The organism is Blautia sp. CGZ-1-C1 (assembly GCF_056504575.1).
Window position 1 is genome coordinate 17,767 of the sequence record NZ_JBWLUT010000099.1, and the last position, 15,596, is coordinate 33,362.

Genomic DNA, 15,596 nt, shown 5'->3' on the forward strand with positions numbered 1-15,596 from the left:
GCAAAAAAGTCCCCTGCGGAGGTTGCGAATATCCGATTGACATGGCTGACTGAAAATAAAATGTGACCGTACAATATCTCATTATTGGAGATAAAGTGCGGTCGTATTTTGCATTATTTTTGTGATGAGCTTTTTGGGCAATCATCGGAAATACAAAATCTGCCTATCTATTCATGAAACAGAATCTGAGTAAAGAATCTCACATCTGAATCGTCTGCCCAGCAGATCATTCCTACGGCATCTGCCATCTTCTGCGCATCTACGCTGTAGGCTGACATGCAGGAACAATTTTTATATGGACCTGCACTCATGATTAGAACATCATCTTTTCCGGTTTCCTGCATACGCTTGGCGAGCTGTTCTGTAAGAATATTCTGCGCATGTTTCGCCTGTTTAAAAAGAACTGGATCCATAAGAGGATCTTTCAAAACAGTCTGAAGAACCAGTGCTTTTTCGTACTTCATTGCTCTTTCGTGCATTTCCTCTACAGTGCCGCAGGCAGGTGGACATGCCGGCACCAGATTATAATTTCCACACATATTGTCTTCGCAAAACTGTCGGTATTCCGGTACAAATACCAGGTCTTTTGTATCCATGATCGCTGCATTTGCAAAGCCCATGGAAAGTGCTTCTTTTATAAGATCCATAAGATAAAATCTCCCTTCTGTAAGTGGATGAAATCTTTTGCTATAAAACAATGACTGGACGTCAGAACAGAGTAAAATTGATTTACCTTTGATTCCGACATCATAATAGGATTATAGCATAATTTGGGCGTTTATGTCTGGCTGTTTTGCAGATTCCTTGTTATAATAAGCAGTATACTAATGTTATGGTACATGTAGCAAATGATAGCAAAAAGCTATTGTTCATTTTTGAAATGACTCAGGATGAGTACAGAAAAGCAGCAATCGAAGCTGACACGCAGATGCATGCGCACCAGGAAACCCGAAAGATGCAAGCGTAGAAGATCTGAAAGATCTGTTCCGCAAGATTATGTAATTTATGCAAAGGGGCTATCGGGAAATAGATAGCCCCTTTTTTGACTTTTATGATTTATTTGTAAGGTGTTATATCGACTTTGCCAAGTTCGCTTCCTGCAAGTCCTTTTACTTTGTTATTTACTCTGGTATTTCTCTAGCTGATGATCTGTTTCATTATACTGTTCAAATCGTCCTTCGATTTCTACTAGCATATTCGCATATTCTCTTAATTCATCTTTAAGCTGATCCTTATCTGCACGTTCTTTCTTATAGGAAATACGATGTTCCATGCTTGCCCAGAAATCCATGGACATTGTTCGAAACTGTATCTCCACCGGAAAGTATTCCATCCCATCCAGACAATATACCGGCACTCCTACGATCACATGATAACTTCGATAACCATTTGGCTTCGGGCTGCTGATATAATCCCGTTCTTTTATCACAATCAGGTCACTCTGACTTTTCAGAAGTTCTGTCAGATTATAGATATCATCTACAAAGTAGCAGATCACTCTGACACCTGCAATATCCTGCAGATAATCTTTGGCGTTGATTACGGTTTCTTCTTTTCCTTTTCGGCGAAGTTTCTCTTCAATACTTTGTTTCTTTTTGATTCTGCACTGGATATTGTGGATCGGTCTTGCCGAGGCTTCTCCGTAAAGATTGTGGTTCAGCACATCCAGACGGGTAAGAAGCATCTGCTTGGCATCTTCATATGGTCGTATAAATTCATAATATTCTTCATCTGTCATTTTTCATTTCTCCTGTAAAATCCCCTATACAATGTATCAGACTTATTCCCAATTACTCATTTATCATACAGAAAAAATGTGTTCAATTAATGGTGGATTTCTAACCATTTTATAAAGAATCTCTGTAAATCTTTTTCATATAGATCAGTCCTGTCAGGTCTGCCAGTATCTAGCCAATCGGAACTGCTGAATAAGATGGACACTTTCTGGAGAAGTCTGGCAGATTCACCGATCCGACTTCCTGATGGAAATGAAAAAGTACTGGTCGCTTCTGCCGGAATTGCCTGGGCAGAACCCGGGAACTTTCCGGATATTTGAAGAATAAACTGACAAAAATATAGCCGGAGTTTACGATAATTAATCATAAATCGTAAATTCCGGCTATATTATGTTAATCTCTACCCGCTGTTTATTGCTCTTGGCAATTGAAGCAAGGGACTTTTCTGATTTGGTTAAATAATATATTTTTTCAAAGCAGTAGTAAATTCCTGAATTCGCTCTTCAGCAATCTCTTTCAGAGTCACATCCTGCATACTCTGGATATATCCCTGTTCCTGTTTGTATAACCATTTATTCACGGATGGATTGATTTTCTCATAATGATTTGCCTTTACCCAATCTTCATAAGAGATCGGTGTCACATAACCTAATTTCTCATCAAGCAGTTCTTTGAAATCAATCTGATCTGCGCGCTGTAACATTTCCTTCCAGAATTCCAGAACTTCCTCTACATGCTCATGAATCTCATAACGTCTTGCACCGCCATCATAAATAATACATTTCTCAAACAGCGGATTTCTCATGGACAAAGTCTCTCTTCTGAATTCCGGCGCAATAATACCATCTTTCCAGTAGAAGTCTACGTCAGGAAGATTAATTCCGGATACACCCTTATCCTGATAAGTGCTGAAAATCCCCTCATAATATACTGTGATAAATCCCTCAAATTCCGGCCAGAATTCACGGATTTCTTTCGTCAGACGTTCCAGAATCGTAATCCCTGTAGTACCACCAATCGTAAAAATGATAATATTGCGAAGTCTTGCACCGTGTTCTCTGTAGAAATCTGTTACATAACGCAGACAGTGAATTAATGTTTCACCAGTTGCAATGATGTCACCAATCAGCAGAGTACTGTCCGGTACCATTGTCAGTTTGCTGTATTTGATTTCCAGACCTGCGATCTCATCTTCATTAAATACACGTTCACTGGAAAGGAAGCTGATATCATGAACGCGGATATGTTCTCTGTAGCAGCTCTCCTCAAGCGGATAGTTTAATGCGCCGCGAAGAATTGAAAGAATATTTGCGGTTGTTACTTTCTTCTGTTCTTTGAAATAGTAGAGCATCTGAGAAGTGGACGGAATCAGACAATGATACACTTCGTATCCAACTACTTCCGGTGTATTCAGAAGCTTTCTTGTTTCTGATTCAGAAACTACATAATATTCATTCTCGTAGTTTCCGCCCTCCAGACGATAGCAGTCTACACCCTGCTCTGAAAATTCCGGTACCAGTTTCACATTATTCCAGTTATCCATTGATTTATCCTCCATCTTCTCATGTACATTATCAGATATTTGTTATATCTGCATTTATAGTTTTCGTTATCCCTATCATCAGCATGTGCCAAATCAGCAAAACAGCCAGCTTTTTCCAGTGCAAAAAGCCAGCTCCTATTAGAAATAGAATAGGCTAAACAGTTGATATTGTCAAGTCTGTAATTTGGTATTTTAACCAAAGCAGACTCCTTATGGTAACTGTTCACACGCTACTATTCCGCGAGGTGTTTTGGCATGAATATACCAAAATCCAGAGACATACGGCGCGGATTTATGCGATTAGCATAAATTCTGCGCACCCCTTGCATATTCCGTGAGTTTACCTTATAATGTAACGTATCAGTGTTTTAACAAAGTAAAGGAAAAAAGGAGTAAAGAGATGAAAAAGTTTTGGGACAAATGGACTGAGATCGCTCTGGTAAAGAGAATCCTGGTTGGTCTGATTCTTGGTGCGATTCTTGGAATCGCAGTTCCACAGGCCACAGGAATCGCAATTCTGGGTGATGTCTTTGTAAGTGCTTTAAAAGCAATCGCACCGTTACTGGTGTTCTTCCTGGTTATCAGCTCTCTGTGTAACGCAGGAAAATCTCATGGAGGAGTTATTAAGACAGTTATTATCCTGTATATGTTCAGTACTGTACTGGCAGCAGTGATCGCAGTATTTGCAAGTATGGCATTTCCTGTAAAACTGACACTTGCAAACGCAGCAACTGATACAAGCGCACCACAGGGCATTGCAGAGGTGTTAAATAACCTTCTGTTAAATGTCGTTGCAAACCCGGTATCTTCTCTGGTAAATGCAAACTATGTAGGAATTCTGATGTGGGCAGTTCTTCTGGGACTTGCATTCCGTGCGGCAGATAAGATGACAAAGAAAGTTCTGGCTGATGTTGCGGATGGAATTTCCATGGTAGTAACATGGATCATTAACCTTGCACCTGTCGGAATCTTTGGCCTGGTATTTAACACAGTATCTACAAATGGTCTGGATATCTTTACTACATATGGAAAACTGCTTGTTCTGCTTGTAGGATGTATGCTGTTTATCTATTTTGTAACAAACCCGATTCTGGTTTACTGGTGTATCCGTCAGAATCCATATCCGCTGATTTTCCACTGCCTGAAAAGAAGCGCGCTGACAGCATTCTTTACAAGAAGTTCAGCAGCCAACATTCCGGTAAATATGAAAGTCTGCGAAGAGATGGGACTGGACAGAGATACTTATTCTGTAACTATTCCGCTTGGTGCTACGATTAACATGGATGGTGCAGCCATCACTATTACAGTTATGACAATGGCTACAGCATTCACACTTGGTATTAACGTAGATATTCCGACAGCAATCATCTTAAGTTTACTTGCTGCTCTGTCTGCATGTGGAGCTTCCGGTGTTGCAGGTGGATCCCTTCTGCTGATTCCGCTGGCATGTTCTCTGTTTGGTATTTCAGATGATATTGCCATGCAGGTTGTTGCAGTTGGATTTATCATCGGCGTTATTCAGGACTCCGTAGAAACAGCCCTGAACTCATCCTCAGACCTTCTGTTATCTGCCTCCGCAGAATTCAGACAGTGGAGACTGGAAGGGAAAGAGATTAAATTTAAATAAGAAATGGGAAATCCCATATAGCGACCGCCCGAAAGGACGGTCGTTTTTATGTGAGCGAAAACTTCGGACATACGATTTTGCGCTAAAGCATACACTGTAAAAACAGCGTCTTCGGAGGCTTATCCGTGAAAGATTATATCGAAGAGCGGGCAGTGGAAATTGCGAATTATATTATTGAGACAAAGGCGACAGTGCGTCAGGCGGCGAAGAAATTTGGAATTAGTAAGAGTACAGTACATAAGGATTGTACCGATCGTCTCAAACAGCTAAATCCGGGACTGGCCAGTGAAGTCAGACAGGTTCTGGATGTGAATAAGCAGGAGCGGCATATCAGAGGTGGTCTTGCAACCAGAGAAAAATACCTGCATCAGCATGAAATGTGTTAAAATAAAACTCAGATATATAAAAAAGCGCCCGCGGATCGGCGGGTGCTTTTCATAAAGAGGATAACATAGAAAAATGGAAGAAAATCTGAAACGAAATATTGTAAATAAAATATTTGATATGCAGGAAACCGAAATATGCCATAATCCATATGACCACGAACGACGGAAATTATTTAGCATTGAATCGGGAGATTTGCGACAGTTAAGGAGATGCCAGAGGGAGAAATATGAGGGAAAATTAGGAAGAGTGGCAGATGAGGATCTGCGGAATGATAAAAACATTGCAATTATTGTTATAACACTTGCATCCAGAGCGGCAATTCGCGGAGGGATTAGTCCGGAACTTGCTTTTACAATGGCAGACAATTATATATGTGACATCGAAAGACAGAAAGACAAGAAGGTTATCGCAAAAAAAGCAGAAGAATATGAAGAGGAATTTGCAAGACAAGTAATGGAGGCGAAAAAATCACCGGAAACTAATCATTATGTTGAGAAAGCAAAAGATTATATTTATAAACACCTTCACAATGTAGATATTCATCGTGTATGGGAAGAAACTGGGATAAACGGTGATTACCTGTGCAGATTATTCCAAAAATATGAAGGATGTTCTGTGGAGAAATATATACGAAAAGAAAAAATAAAACAGGCAAAGGAATTATTACAATATTCAAATTATCAGATACAGGAAATTTCGGAATATTTATCATTTTCAAATCAGAGTTCTTTTACTAAGTGTTTTAAACTTGAAACTGGAATGACTCCAAAGGAGTTTCGGAAAAGCTGTTTTAAGCAAACCAGGTAAGTACTCTGCTTCAATGGCGAATAACATAAATTCTGCGCATCGCAAAGTGTATTACTGAGAGCAGTGAGAGGGGACAGTAACCAGAGGATAAAACAGTGAGAAATACAAACTGTAGAAAGTCGCTGCAGGCAAAAAATGTTCGGTAAAATAGTATATAAATACTTAAACCTCGATTATATTCAAAGATATAAAAGCGCGCTGAGTATTATTTCGGGAGGTAATCGGTATGAAATACCATGTAAATTCGAAAAGAGTAATAGGAAAACGAAGTCCCATGTTATATGGACATTTTATCGAGCATTTTCACAGACAGATTTATGACGGGATTTATGATCCGGGAAATGAATTATCAGATGAGGAAGGATTTCGCGAGGACATCATTGAAGCGATGAAGAAAATCAAAGTCCCTGTTTTGCGTTGGCCGGGAGGATGTTTTGTATCTTCTTACCATTGGAAAGATGGGGTGGGAGAGAATAGGCAGCCATTTTTTGATAAAGCATGGCGTGTAGAGGATCCGAATACGTTTGGGACAGATGAATATATTCATATGTGCAGAAAAATAGCCTGTGAACCTTATATCTGTACCAATGCAGGAACCGGAACAGCAGAAGAAATGAGTGACTGGGTAGAATACTGTAATCTTGAAAATGAAGGTAAATATGCAAAATGGAGAATTGCTAATGGAGAGGAACAGCCATACAATGTAAAATATTGGAGCATCGGAAATGAAAATTATGGAAATTGGGAGATAGGTGCGAAAAGTTCTGAAGAGTGGTGGCGACTTGTAAAGGAATCTGCAAAAATGATAAAGCATGTGTCACCGACAGTAGAATTATCAGCAGCGGCACTTCCTGATATTGACTGGACAATGAACCTTTTAAAACATTGTGGAGAATATCTGGACTGGATTTCTCTGCATGGATATTGGGATATGCTTGCGGAAAAAAATGAACTTGCAGATTATACTCAGTGCATGGCATACACGGAACAGGTAGACCGGGCAGTTACTGACGTAAAAGGTCTGCTTACGGCATTACATCTGGAAAAGAAAATAAAAATTGCTTTTGATGAATGGAATTTACGAGGGTGGCATCATCCAAATGTGCATACGATTAAACAGGGAATTGATAAAGACAGCTATCTTATACCGAGAGACAAAAATGACGATAATTCCTCTTATACGATTGCAGACGCTGTTTTTACGGCATGTTTTTTAAATGCAATGAATCGCAATTGTGATATTGTTGGAATGGCTAACTTTGCACCAATTTTGAATACAAGAGGATGTATTTACAGTTATAAGGATGGAGTTGTACTGAGAAGCACTTATCATGTATTTGACTTGTATGTGAATCACATGGGGGATACTGTTCTGGATAGTTGGGAAGAAGGTGAGAAAAATACATTTACAGTGTCGGATAAAAATGGCAGAAAAGTAACTGTGAATACACTTGATATTTTGGCTACACAGCATTCTGAAACAGAAAAAATTTCTATTGCCGTTGTAAACAAAGAACCGGACAAAGAAAAGAAACTGGAAATCTGCCTGGATGAAAATTCATATGCGAGGTACGAAGTTCAAGAGTATCGGATCGTGGGAAGTTCGGTAGATTCTTATAATGATATTGATAGAACGGAAGTATTTATTGAACAGCTTCCGACAAAGGAAACAAGTGGCGTATATCAGGTGAATCTTGCACCACATTCGATAAATGTGATTGACTTTAAGATATTATAAAATGTAGCGATAGATGCATTCGGGCGCGGATTGCAGAAAATCTTTTTCAAACAGGCTCTGGCATCAGAATTCATCTTTTATATACGCGATAATAAAACAGGATGTGAGATCCCGGCATTAATACGGAACCTCACATCCTGCTTTTATAAAATACAGATCAGATTATTAAAAAGAAGTCTCAAAAGCCTTATTAACTGGTCCGGTAGTATGTCCGTCATATATGGTTACGGGTAAAACTGCACCGGTAAACTTACTGTCTGAATTTTTAATCTTATCTAAAAGTATTGAAACAGCAGTATCCGCAATGCTTTTGTCTGTATTGTCGGCGATACTTGTCAGTGGCGGAAGGTATGTATGTGTTTTTCGCAGATGATCAAAGCTGATTAAAGATATATCTTCGGGAATACGATATCCTCGTTCTTTTAGTATTTCCATTGCAGAATAGCTCTGAAGGTCGTTGAAACCGATCACAGCGGTGTAATCGACAGGGAAAAACAACTCTTCGTATGATTTATAGGAAGAAGTTGAAGGAACCGGAGAACCAAATACAGTGTGATAATCTATCTGGCGAACGTTAGAAACCGGTACGTTTGCCTCTGAGAGTGCATCCATAATACCAGCATAACGACGAGTCTGTGAGAGATTATATTTTGGCCCTGGAAGATAGAGAAATCGACGGTGACCCAATTCCAGAAGATGCTTTCCAGCAAGATATCCTCCCTGATAATCATCGCAGCGTACGAAGTCCGTCTGACATTCTGGTATTTCACGGTCAATCAGTACCAATGGGATTTTATTTTGATTGATGAGATTTATAGCATTTTTATTATAATTTCGTGGAAAAAAAACGATTCCACTGACATTATAAGATAATGCGAGGGACAGTGAATAATCTGCGTAATTTTTTTCTATGTATGATGCTAAAATTAAAGTATGATATCCATATTTTCGCAATTTGATAGAAATTTGTGAGATAATATCAGAATAATGAGGGTTCTGAATATCGTCAACAATAACGGCAATCAGGTTTGTGTGACCGGAACGCATGGAAGAGGCAATTATGTTTTTCATGTATCCAAGCTCATCTGCAACCTGCTTAATCCGGGATATAGTGGCTTCCGGGAGCCTGGGATCGTCTCTGAGTGCGCGGGAAACTGTATTGACGGAATAACCGCACTGTTCTGATATATCTTTTAATGTGATTCTTTTATGTTGTTGACTGTTCATTTAGGTACTCCTTCTGGTAGTTTGCAGAGGGGACATCTTTCTCTGTTTGATTTGCAAAGTCCCATTTATATTTTGACTCTGTAACTGTGAAAGTGTTGAACAGTTACAAATATGTTCAATTATATTCTATAATACCGCAAAAATCAAATGTCAATAAATGAAAGTGAAAACAGAATAGGGCATTGTGAGTTATGTACAAAAAACATGATATAAAACATATAATTTATACAAAATAACGGTGAAATTAAAATTTGCTATTGACATTTTGTTGGATTAACGTTAATCTAAACGTGTAGCAAAGAACGGTACGAAAGGTACACAAAAAACAATTTAGGGAGGGTAACTATATGAAAAAACGACTTCTTGCCTGCGCATTGGCAGCAACGATGATTCTTGGTTCCACTGCACCTGTTTTAGCAGCAGATGACGGATCCACACAGGGAACAAACACATTTGTGGATGGAGGAACAGACCTTAGTTTCTGGACATTCCAGGAATTGCATGTAGGATTCTGGACATCCATGGCTGATGAGTGGAACAAACAGAATCCAGACAGACCGATTAACTTAACTGTTACAACAGGTGAGTCATCATCCTTACACAGCAAATTACTTATTGCGTGTCAGTCTGGAGAAGGCGCTCCTGATATGGCAGATATCGAAATCGGACATTATGGTGCATTCCTAAAAGATGGTTACTTACTTCCAATCAATGATGCTGTAGAGCCATATAAAGATGACGTTGTTATGTCACGAATCAGCATGTACGGAGACAACGAAGGAAATTATTACGGTGTAGACTTCCACTTAGGAGCTACAGTTGCTTATTATAACATGGACATCATGAACGAAGCTGGTATTGATCCGGCAGACATCGTTACATGGGATGATTATGTAGAAGCCGGTAAGACTGTACTGGAGAAGACAGGAACTCCGATGTGTGCAGTAGAAACATCTGACCTTTTCCTTCCACAGTGTATGATGCTTGAAAAAGGTGCTCAGTATGTAGACGAAGATGGAAATCCAAACCTTGTTACAGACGAGCATGCAGAAGTAATTGATTATATCCGCAGCATGATCAACGATGGTGTATGTGAGATTGCTCCTGGTGGTGGATTCCACACAGAAGAGTGGTACGGACATCTTAACGGTGCAGGCGTTGCATCCGTAATTATGCCATTATGGTACATGGGAAGATTTACAGACTATTGCCCGGATCTTGACGGTAAGATGGCAATCTATCCAATTCCTGTATGGAACGAAGGCGATACACGTGAAGTTCTTCAGGGTGGTACAGGAACATCTGTTATCAAAGGAACAGAGAACGAACAGTTAGCTAAAGACTTCCTTGCTTTTGCTAAATTATCAAAAGAAGGTTGTACATATGAGTGGGAAAAACTTGGATTTGACCCGATTCGTACAGAACTTTGGGATGATCCGGCTATCACAGAAAACAAAGATAATAAGTTCCTTGCATACTTTACTACTAACCCATTTGATATTCTGAAAGAAAACGGAACAGACATTACTGCTCCAAACATCAGCGGCAGTTATTCAGCAACATATAGTACACTGGTATCTACAACTTATTCCAATGCATTCGAAATTTCTGTAGACCAGGATGCTAAAGAACTTCTTCAGAGCGAACAGGATTCTATTATCTACTAAAATATATGCTTTGAATTTCAGGCATAGAGATTAAAGATTAATTGGAAGGCTGCAGGAGGAGATCCTGTAGCCTTTCTTTTAGCAAAATATCGGAAAAATATATGTCTGAATGTAACATAGGGAGGGATAGCATTGAAAAAACAAAGTAAATTTAAAAAATTATTATACTCGCAAAAGGTGGCACCCTATGTATTTGTAATGCCATTTATCATTACATTTGTTGTATTCTTCGCATACTCAATCGTGAGCATGATTATTATGAGTTTTCAGAAGGTTGCCGGACCAAATACAACATTTGTAGGACTTGAAAATTATAAGATCTTAACAAATGCAGTCTTTATTAAGAGTTTGAAAAACAGTATCTTCTATACGATCGTTACCTGTCTTTTAATGATTCCGATTCCGATGGTTCTTGCTGCAATGCTTAACAGCAAACATATGAGAGCCAAAGGAACATTTCGAAGCATTCTGTTTATTCCGGCACTGACTTCAGTTGTAGTTGCAGGCGTTGTTTTCAGACTGATGTTTGGTGAACTGGACGGTTCTTTTATGAATCAGGTAGTTGGACTTTTTGGAATAAAACCAATTGTATGGCTAAGAACACCGGCTACGGTCTGGTGTACAATGTTTTTCCTGTGTCTGTGGAGATGGACGGGTGTAAATATGATGTACTATTTATCCGGACTTCAGCAGATACCAGCGGACCTGTATGAATCTGCATCTATTGATGGAGCAACAAGTATGGAACAGCTCCGTTATATTACAATTCCATTATTAAAACCTACAACAATTTATGTACTTACCATTTCCATTTTTGGTGGTATGGCAATGTTCTCAGAGAGCTATATGCTGTTTAATGGAAATAAATCACCGAACAATGTGGCTACCACGTTAGTGGGTATGTTATATCGAATGGGATTTGAGCAGAGTCAGCTTGGTATTGCAAGTGCAATCGGTGTAATATTCCTGCTTATTGTTCTGGCAGTTAATATTGTACAGCTCTGGATCAATGGAACTATAGGAAGTAAAAAGGGGGAATAAACAATGTCAATAACTAAAAAATCAAAAATCTATTCAACGTGTTTATTTATCTTCTTTGTGATTATTGCGATTATCACGTTGCTTCCATTAGCGCTTCTTGCTGTTTCATCACTTCGTCCCGGCTCTGATCTGATGCGTTATGGACTGAACTTCTCTATTGACTGGGCAAGTGCGAATTTAAATGAATACAAAATGTTATTCAGCGGTGCGAACTCATATTTCATATGGTATAAAAATAGTTTGATTATTACAATTGTTCAGGTTGGACTGGCATTGTTCTTAAGTGCATGTGTAGGATATGGATTTGCAATGTACAATTTTAAAGGAAAAAATATTTTATTCCTTTGCGTATTACTTGTAATGATGATTCCTACAGAAGTAATCTTACTTCCATTGTACAGACTGATCGTAAAAATGGGTCTGATTAATAATATGTGGGGTATTATTCTTCCGTACCTGGTTGTACCGATGCTGGTATTCTTTTTCCGGCAATATCTGATGGGAATACCGAAAGATTTCCTGGATGCTGCCAGAGTAGACGGATGTACAGAATATGGCATTTTCTTTAAGATCATGATTCCTTTGATGAAACCTTCTTTCGCTGCTATGGGTATTTATCAGGGTATGCAGAGCTGGAATAACTTCCTCTGGCCAATGATCGTAACAAACTCAATTGATAAAATCACACTTCCGGTTGGTCTGCAGAGTCTTCTCTCACCATACGGAAACAATTATGATATTCTGATTGCAGGTTCCTGCTTTGCAATCATCCCGATTCTTATATTATTTATTTGTTTCCAGAGATACTTTATCGAAGGTATGACAGCCGGCGGAGTAAAAGGTTAATAAGTAAAAGGTTAATAATTTTAAAATATGGAGGAAACCAAAATGAAACAGGCAAAAATGATTATTGACAAAGCGTTTAAAGTTTCTGAAGTTGATAAAAGAATTTACGGATCTTTTATCGAGCATCTTGGCAGAGCTGTTTATGATGGAATTTATCAGCCGGGAAATCCATTATCAGATGAAGATGGATTCCGTACAGATGTATTAAACATGGTAAAAGAATTAAATGTTCCGATCGTAAGATATCCAGGTGGGAACTTTGTATCTAACTTTTTCTGGGAAGATAGTGTGGGACCTGTAGAGGAACGTCCGGTTCGTCTGGAACTTGCATGGAGAAGTCTTGAACAGAATAAAATTGGTCTGAATGAATTTTCCAAATGGCTGAAAAAAGCAGATGCAGATATGATGATGGCTGTTAATCTTGGTACAAGAGGAGTAGCAGATGCCTGCAATCTTCTGGAATACTGTAACCATCCGGGCGGAACGAAATACAGTGATCTGCGTATCAAACATGGAGTGAAAGATCCTCACAATGTAAAAGTATGGTGTCTGGGAAATGAGATGGACGGTGACTGGCAGATTGGACATAAGACAATGCATGAGTATGGACGTCTTTCCCAGGAAACTGCAAAAGCGATGAAACTGATTGATCCTACGATTGAACTTGTTTCCTGCGGAAGCTCAAATCTGGATATGCCTACATTCCCTGAATGGGAGGCAACGACATTAGGATATAATTACGATTATGTAGATTATGTTTCTCTTCATCAGTATTATGGAAATTTAAATAATGATACAGCAGATTTCCTGGCATTATCTGATGATATGGATAAGTTTATCCGTTCAGTCATTGCAACCTGTGATTATGTAAGAGCAAAAAAACGTGGAAAGAAGAATATTAATCTTAGCTTTGATGAGTGGAATGTATGGTTCCATACAAGAGAAGCTGATGATGAATTTATGGAAAAAGATCCATGGCATATTGCTCCTCCGCTTCTGGAAGATCAGTATAACTTTGAAGATGCTCTTTTAGTAGGTCTTATGTTGATTACGTTAATAAAACATGCAGATCGTGTGAAAATGGCTTGTCTGGCACAGCTTGTAAATGTAATTGCTCCTATCATGACAGAGAAAGATGGTGGTAAAGCATGGAAACAGACAATTTTCTATCCATTCATGCATGCATCCAGATATGGACGCGGAATGGTTCTTCAGCCGGTTATTGACACACCTGTACATGATACAAAAGAGCATGAAAATGTTACGGATCTTTCCAGTGTAGCCGTATGGAACCAGGCTGACGAAGAACTTACTATTTTTGCAGTAAACAGAAATATCAATGAAGATATGGAACTTGTTACGGACTTACGAAGCATGGAAGGATACCAGCTGGTCGAGCATATTGTACTTGAGAATAATGATATGAAAGCATGCAACAGTGCTGCTGGTGAGAATGTAGTTCCGACAACTGTATCAAGAAGTAAGGTAGATAGTGGAAATATGACTTCTGTACTTGCAAAGGCATCATGGAATGTGATCAGATTAAAAAAACAGAAATAATCAAGTAAAAGGTTGACAAAACAAAAATAAGAAGATGTTTTTACTGTTGCTTATCCAGGGCTAGAGCAGTGAAAACATCTCTTATTTAAGCTGTTTCGTCAACTTTTTTGATATATTTTTTATATAATGAGAATTTCCTTTTGACGGGCCATAAGAAAACGTAGAGTTACAGGTAGCTTTTCAAAAATATTCTTTGTATAATAAATGCAGATATTTTATAAAAGCACATAACATGGAGGATAAAGAAAGATGGCATTAATGGAAGTAAATTTTTTTTCAAAAGCACTGATGCGTCCGGTGACAATGAACGTGATCTTGCCAGCAGATAAGGTATTTTTTGAAGAAGAAACAGAAGAGGATAATAAACCGTTTAAGACTTTATATTTGCTTCACGGAGTAATGGGAAACTATACAGATTGGGTAACGGGAACATGTATCAAGAGATGGGCGGAGGAGAAAAATCTGGCAGTTGTGATGCCATCCGGAGCAAATATGTTCTACATGGATCATCCGAATGCAAATGAAAACTACAGCGAATTTATCGGAAAAGAACTTGTAAAGATCACACGAAGAATGTTTCCGTTATCCCACAAAAAAGAAGATACATTTATTGCCGGGTTATCTATGGGAGGATACGGTGCAATTCGAAATGGTTTGAAATACCATGACACATTTGGATATATCGCAGGTCTTTCTTCTGCTATGATTCTTGAGAAAATGGGGACAGCAGATGACAGTTCACCAATGTTTTTTGAGAAGAAAAGCTTTCTGGAAAGTGTATTTGGAGATTTGTCCAAAATTCAGGACTGCGAGATTAATCCAGAATGGATCGCTGGAAATATGAAAGAAGATGGAATTCCATTTCCGCATATGTATCTTGCCTGTGGGCTGGATGATCCTCTTCTTTCTCCGAACCGTAAATTCAGAGACACCATGCGTGAACTTGGTGTAGATGTGACCTATGAGGAAGGACCGGGAGCTCATGAGTGGGATTTCTGGAACCGCTATATTAAGAAAGTTTTGGAATGGCTTCCTCTTGACAAGGACAGCAAAGAGGGACTGAACAGTGGAAATGTAGGTTTATAGAAAAAAGAGGGGATTTACTGCAACCGTAGTTGGATAAAGCCCCAGAATGGATAAAGGGGGATATAAGAAATGAGCGAAGAACTTAGGTACAATGAGCCATGGATTCTACAGAGAGCAGATCCATATGTATATCGGCACACAGACGGAAATTATTATTTCACCGCATCTGTACCGGCATATGACCGTATTGTGCTAAGAAAAAGTAAAACTCTGGCGGGACTGAAAGACGCAGAAGAAGTGACGGTCTGGGAAAAGCATAAAGAAGGAATTATGAGTGAACATATCTGGGCACCGGAACTTCATTATTTGGATGGAAAATGGTATATCTATT

General features: G+C 38.9%; 16 protein-coding genes and 1 pseudogene. 12 read left to right on the forward strand and 5 right to left on the reverse strand.

The genetic code is table 11. From position 1 onward, the window contains the following. Positions 1-167 precede the first annotated feature (167 nt). Entirely contained in the window at positions 168-647 is a 480-nt protein-coding gene (locus tag AC058W_RS08770; RefSeq protein WP_117676946.1) for a DUF2284 domain-containing protein, read from the reverse strand. 274 nt (positions 648-921) lie between these two features. On the opposite strand from AC058W_RS08770, the pseudogene AC058W_RS08775 reads away from it, so the two are divergent. Further along, a pseudogene (locus tag AC058W_RS08775) lies at positions 922-1,002 on the forward strand (lactaldehyde reductase); the annotation flags it as partial. Positions 1,003-1,117: 115 nt separating this feature from the next. Here the strand turns inward: AC058W_RS08775 and AC058W_RS08780 are convergent. Further along, the gene (locus AC058W_RS08780; protein WP_479389981.1) at positions 1,118-1,738 is read right to left on the reverse strand and encodes a GTP pyrophosphokinase; all 621 of its coding nucleotides are present in this window, start codon (positions 1,736-1,738) and stop codon (positions 1,118-1,120) included. A gap of 195 nt (positions 1,739-1,933) precedes the next feature. Between AC058W_RS08780 and AC058W_RS08785 the strand changes: the two genes are divergently transcribed. After that, positions 1,934-2,056 carry a hypothetical protein gene (locus tag AC058W_RS08785; RefSeq protein WP_294438085.1) on the forward strand — a complete coding sequence of 41 codons (123 nt, stop codon included), beginning with the start codon at positions 1,934-1,936 and terminating at the stop codon, positions 2,054-2,056. Between the two features lie 134 nt (positions 2,057-2,190). Here the strand turns inward: AC058W_RS08785 and AC058W_RS08790 are convergent, their stop codons facing one another. Both AC058W_RS08790 and AC058W_RS08795 read right to left on the reverse strand, forming a co-directional pair. Next, the gene (locus AC058W_RS08790) at positions 2,191-3,279 is read right to left on the reverse strand and encodes a hypothetical protein (protein WP_118137588.1); all 1,089 of its coding nucleotides are present in this window, start codon (positions 3,277-3,279) and stop codon (positions 2,191-2,193) included. Further along, positions 3,258-3,479: a hypothetical protein gene (locus AC058W_RS08795; RefSeq protein WP_479389982.1), complete on the reverse strand. Its 222-nt coding sequence runs from the start codon at positions 3,477-3,479 to the stop codon at positions 3,258-3,260. Before AC058W_RS08795 ends, AC058W_RS08790 begins: the two co-directional genes overlap by 22 nt. A 200-nt stretch (positions 3,480-3,679) precedes the next feature. Between AC058W_RS08795 and sstT the strand changes: the two genes are divergently transcribed. The 4 genes from sstT to AC058W_RS08815 all read left to right on the forward strand — a co-directional run bounded on the left by sstT (position 3,680) and on the right by AC058W_RS08815 (position 7,838). Then, a complete protein-coding gene (gene sstT / locus AC058W_RS08800; RefSeq protein WP_117845387.1) occupies positions 3,680-4,906 on the forward strand; it encodes a serine/threonine transporter SstT in 1,227 nt (408 codons plus the stop codon). 125 nt (positions 4,907-5,031) lie between these two features. Next, positions 5,032-5,292: a sporulation transcriptional regulator SpoIIID gene (gene spoIIID, locus AC058W_RS08805; RefSeq protein WP_441088109.1), complete on the forward strand. Its 261-nt coding sequence runs from the start codon at positions 5,032-5,034 to the stop codon at positions 5,290-5,292. 73 nt (positions 5,293-5,365) lie between these two features. Continuing rightward, a complete protein-coding gene (locus tag AC058W_RS08810; RefSeq protein ID WP_479389983.1) occupies positions 5,366-6,100 on the forward strand; it encodes a helix-turn-helix domain-containing protein in 735 nt (244 codons plus the stop codon). A 226-nt stretch (positions 6,101-6,326) separates the two neighbouring features. Next, complete coding sequence (locus tag AC058W_RS08815) at positions 6,327-7,838, forward strand: alpha-L-arabinofuranosidase C-terminal domain-containing protein (protein ID WP_479389984.1); 1,512 nt, start codon at positions 6,327-6,329, stop codon at positions 7,836-7,838. Positions 7,839-8,003: 165 nt separating this feature from the next. Here the strand turns inward: AC058W_RS08815 and AC058W_RS08820 are convergent, their stop codons facing one another. After that, positions 8,004-9,065, reverse strand: a complete 1,062-nt coding sequence (locus tag AC058W_RS08820; RefSeq protein WP_055053324.1) for a LacI family DNA-binding transcriptional regulator — start codon at positions 9,063-9,065, stop codon at positions 8,004-8,006. A 347-nt stretch (positions 9,066-9,412) separates the two neighbouring features. On the opposite strand from AC058W_RS08820, the gene AC058W_RS08825 reads away from it, so the two are divergent. The 6 genes from AC058W_RS08825 to AC058W_RS08850 form a co-directional block, all read left to right on the forward strand. Further along, complete coding sequence (locus AC058W_RS08825) at positions 9,413-10,732, forward strand: ABC transporter substrate-binding protein (RefSeq protein WP_055053325.1); 1,320 nt, start codon at positions 9,413-9,415, stop codon at positions 10,730-10,732. Between the two features lie 132 nt (positions 10,733-10,864). Then, positions 10,865-11,773: a carbohydrate ABC transporter permease gene (locus AC058W_RS08830; RefSeq protein ID WP_330380554.1), complete on the forward strand. Its 909-nt coding sequence runs from the start codon at positions 10,865-10,867 to the stop codon at positions 11,771-11,773. A gap of 3 nt (positions 11,774-11,776) precedes the next feature. Beyond that, positions 11,777-12,619 (forward strand): carbohydrate ABC transporter permease, encoded by an 843-nt coding sequence (locus tag AC058W_RS08835; protein ID WP_055053326.1) that lies wholly within the window; start codon positions 11,777-11,779, stop codon positions 12,617-12,619. Between the two features lie 42 nt (positions 12,620-12,661). Continuing rightward, positions 12,662-14,179, forward strand: a complete 1,518-nt coding sequence (gene arfA / locus AC058W_RS08840; protein WP_118410708.1) for an arabinosylfuranosidase ArfA — start codon at positions 12,662-12,664, stop codon at positions 14,177-14,179. A 249-nt stretch (positions 14,180-14,428) separates the two neighbouring features. After that, positions 14,429-15,265 carry an alpha/beta hydrolase gene (locus AC058W_RS08845; RefSeq protein ID WP_118247077.1) on the forward strand — a complete coding sequence of 279 codons (837 nt, stop codon included), beginning with the start codon at positions 14,429-14,431 and terminating at the stop codon, positions 15,263-15,265. A 69-nt stretch (positions 15,266-15,334) separates the two neighbouring features. After that, on the forward strand, positions 15,335-15,596 hold a 262-nt coding region (locus AC058W_RS08850; protein WP_479389985.1), incomplete at its 3' end, for a family 43 glycosylhydrolase.

Excerpts from the sequence above, each read along its gene's own strand:
- AC058W_RS08770 (WP_117676946.1), bottom strand. The coding sequence starts at position 647 with ATGGATCTTATAAAAGAAGCACTTTCCATGGGCTTTGCAAATGCAGCG.
- AC058W_RS08780 (WP_479389981.1), bottom strand. The coding sequence starts at position 1,738 with ATGACAGATGAAGAATATTATGAATTTATACGACCATATGAAGATGCC.
- AC058W_RS08785 (WP_294438085.1), top strand. The coding sequence starts at position 1,934 with ATGGACACTTTCTGGAGAAGTCTGGCAGATTCACCGATCCGACTTCCT.
- AC058W_RS08790 (WP_118137588.1), bottom strand. The coding sequence starts at position 3,279 with ATGGATAACTGGAATAATGTGAAACTGGTACCGGAATTTTCAGAGCAG.
- sstT (WP_117845387.1), top strand. The coding sequence starts at position 3,680 with ATGAAAAAGTTTTGGGACAAATGGACTGAGATCGCTCTGGTAAAGAGA.
- AC058W_RS08810 (WP_479389983.1), top strand. The coding sequence starts at position 5,366 with ATGGAAGAAAATCTGAAACGAAATATTGTAAATAAAATATTTGATATG.
- AC058W_RS08815 (WP_479389984.1), top strand. The coding sequence starts at position 6,327 with ATGAAATACCATGTAAATTCGAAAAGAGTAATAGGAAAACGAAGTCCC.
- AC058W_RS08820 (WP_055053324.1), bottom strand. The coding sequence starts at position 9,065 with ATGAACAGTCAACAACATAAAAGAATCACATTAAAAGATATATCAGAA.
- AC058W_RS08825 (WP_055053325.1), top strand. The coding sequence starts at position 9,413 with ATGAAAAAACGACTTCTTGCCTGCGCATTGGCAGCAACGATGATTCTT.
- AC058W_RS08835 (WP_055053326.1), top strand. The coding sequence starts at position 11,777 with ATGTCAATAACTAAAAAATCAAAAATCTATTCAACGTGTTTATTTATC.
- arfA (WP_118410708.1), top strand. The coding sequence starts at position 12,662 with ATGAAACAGGCAAAAATGATTATTGACAAAGCGTTTAAAGTTTCTGAA.
- AC058W_RS08845 (WP_118247077.1), top strand. The coding sequence starts at position 14,429 with ATGGCATTAATGGAAGTAAATTTTTTTTCAAAAGCACTGATGCGTCCG.